General features: G+C 41.8%; 3 protein-coding genes. 1 reads left to right on the top strand and 2 read right to left on the bottom strand.

Going from position 1 to position 2404, the window contains the following annotated elements:
• Positions 1-114: 114 nt before the first annotated feature.
• Positions 115-762, bottom strand: coding sequence for a DsbA family oxidoreductase (locus DCC82_RS16800; protein ID WP_015863678.1), 648 nt, complete (start codon positions 760-762; stop codon positions 115-117).
• A gap of 229 nt (positions 763-991) precedes the next feature.
• Between DCC82_RS16800 and DCC82_RS16795 the strand changes: the two genes are divergently transcribed.
• Positions 992-1888, top strand: a complete 897-nt coding sequence (locus DCC82_RS16795) for a DMT family transporter (protein WP_097355123.1) — start codon at positions 992-994, stop codon at positions 1886-1888.
• A 39-nt stretch (positions 1889-1927) separates the two neighbouring features.
• On the opposite strand, the gene DCC82_RS16790 is transcribed toward DCC82_RS16795, so the two are convergent.
• On the bottom strand, positions 1928-2404 hold a 477-nt coding region (locus DCC82_RS16790), incomplete at its 5' end, for a DJ-1/PfpI family protein (protein WP_233253079.1).

The raw sequence follows: 2404 nt of genomic DNA, 5'->3' as shown, positions 1-2404 counted from the left end.
TTTTGCACATTATTTCCGAATCCGCCTGAAATAATTTGAAAAAGGGATTCTGAAATAATGTGCTAGTTTACACCTTATCTTATCAAAAAAAACGATACACATCCATCATTGACATTAACATCCGTCTATTCCACAAGCCATTCCTTCTCCAAAATCACGAAATGATTGTTTTTTCATTTCTTCTTCAATAATCTTTTCTAACGTTTCTTTCGAACGGACACCGGTAAGAACCGTATCCCCAATGACAAACGTCGGAACAGCGGTGATGTTCGCTTCTTCATACGCATGCTTGAGTGCGCGTTGGTGCGCTTCTTTGTATTTGCGCGTCTCAAGAGCTTGGCGAAACTCTTTTTCATCGAGTCCTACTTCCCCTGCCAGCTTTGTTAACACATCGATATCGCCAATGTCCTGCTCTTCTTGGAAAAAGGCGGTAAACATACGGTGATTGTATTGATTTGCTTTTCCCTTTTCTTTTGCATGCTGATATCCTTCGAAAGCAAGGTGAGTGTACGGCTGTGGCGATACTCTCGGAAGTACGATCGGAATTCCCATCTGTTTCGCCATAGGATATACATACTGTTCCCATGTTTTTTGTAGATAGTCTCCTTCCGGACGAAGCGTTTCATTTGGGTATGGACGCAATTCGAACGGCATCCACTCAATTTGCACGTCTTTTCCCGCAGCTGCTTCTTGTAGCGGTTTTTCCGCTAAAAAACAGAATGGACATACATAATCTGAATATACTTTTATCGTTAATGTCACCGTTATCACTTCCTTTACTAATACTAAGGTGCTAATGGTATTTATCATATTATCACAATTCATAAAAAATCTCATATTACACACATCATACCGAGAAAACTCCCATTCACTAAATGCAGAAAAGATAAAACAACATTCAAAAAAGAAGCAACATGCAGGATATCAAACACGTCATGAAGTAAATGTAGTAAAATAAGGAATATCAAAAGACGAGACAGGAGAGAAATGAATGAGAGAGAAAATCTTTTTAGTGTTAGCCAACTTATTTTGGGCAGGTAATTATCTATTTGGAAAATATGTCATCGCAGAAATTAGCCCTCTATGGCTTACATTCATCCGCTGGAGCGTTGCGTTTTTATTTCTTCTTCCCATCTCCTATTTTTTGGAACGACCGCGCTATGGAGAAATCATGAAGCAATTTTGGCTGCCATTAAGCATCGCCGGTATTCTTGGCATTATTGGCTATAACCTGCTTCTTTACGGAGCATTGGAATATACCTCACCGATGAATGCGGCGATTGTCAACGCATTGAACCCGGCGATTATCGTGATTATGTCGTATTTTCTTTTAAAAGAACGGATGACATTTATCAATGTGATCGGTTTTGTCATTTCGCTAGTCGGCGTATTGTTTATTTTAACAAACGGACATCTGCAGTGGATTTTCCAAACGAGCTATAACCGAGGCGATTTGATGATGCTCATCGCTGGTGTAGTGTGGGCGCTTTATTCGATTATCGGGAAAAAATTAGCCGTTCCTCCGATTACTGCGACTACTTGTTCCGTGTTTTTCAGCATTATTTTGCTGCTTCCGTTTCTTTTCTTGCAGCCGATTCCGCTCGCCGAGTTAAGCGGGAAAGGATGGATTGGCATCAGCTATATTTGTTTGTTTCCATCCGTTTTTTCGTTCTTATTTTGGAACATGTCTGTCAAAAAGGTTGGACCGAGCTACGCAGGCATTTATTTAAACTTAATCGCTGTATTTACCGCGATAATCACGTTTTTGTTAGGAGGAAAAATTTCCGCGCCACAACTGATTGGCGGTGCATTCGTGTTGATTGGGGTTTATTTGGCAACCAATGTTCGAAAAACGGAAGCATCGCCGGCAAAAGATGCGAGCATGTAAATAAAAATCCCCTCAAGTTGCCTTGAGGGGATTTGATCATTATTTTTGAAGCAAGCGAATGAATTCGCGCATGAAACCAGGCAAGTCCGGCCAAGCATGTGCAGAAACGAGGTTTTGGTCGACATGTACTGTGCTGTCAGACACATACGTTGCCCCAAGTGCTTCCACACCTGGTTTGCAAGCGGTGTATGCAGTTAAGTTGCGTCCTTTCAACAAATCTGGCATCGTTTCGAAAATAAGGGACGCATGGCAAATCGCAGCGATCGGTTTATTCGCTTCAAAGAAATGTCTAACAATGCGTTGAAGGTCCGCATCAAGACGAATGTATTCTGGTGCGCGTCCTCCTGGAATGACGATTGCGTCGTATTGCGTTGGATCGATATCGGCAAACGCCGCATGCGCCTCAATAAGATACGCTTGTTTTTCTTCATATGTATCCCAGCCACTGAACCTCTGCACGACTAAAGTCGGCAGGTTCTTGTGTACTAAAGAGCTTCGTCTATACCTTCGTATAGA

The sequence above is a fragment of the Geobacillus sp. LYN3 genome, assembly GCF_003064505.1.
GTDB lineage: Bacteria > Bacillota > Bacilli > Bacillales > Anoxybacillaceae > Parageobacillus_B > Parageobacillus_B toebii.
Note: the sequence above shows the minus strand (reverse complement) of the source record. Positions and strands in the feature narration are given on the sequence as shown.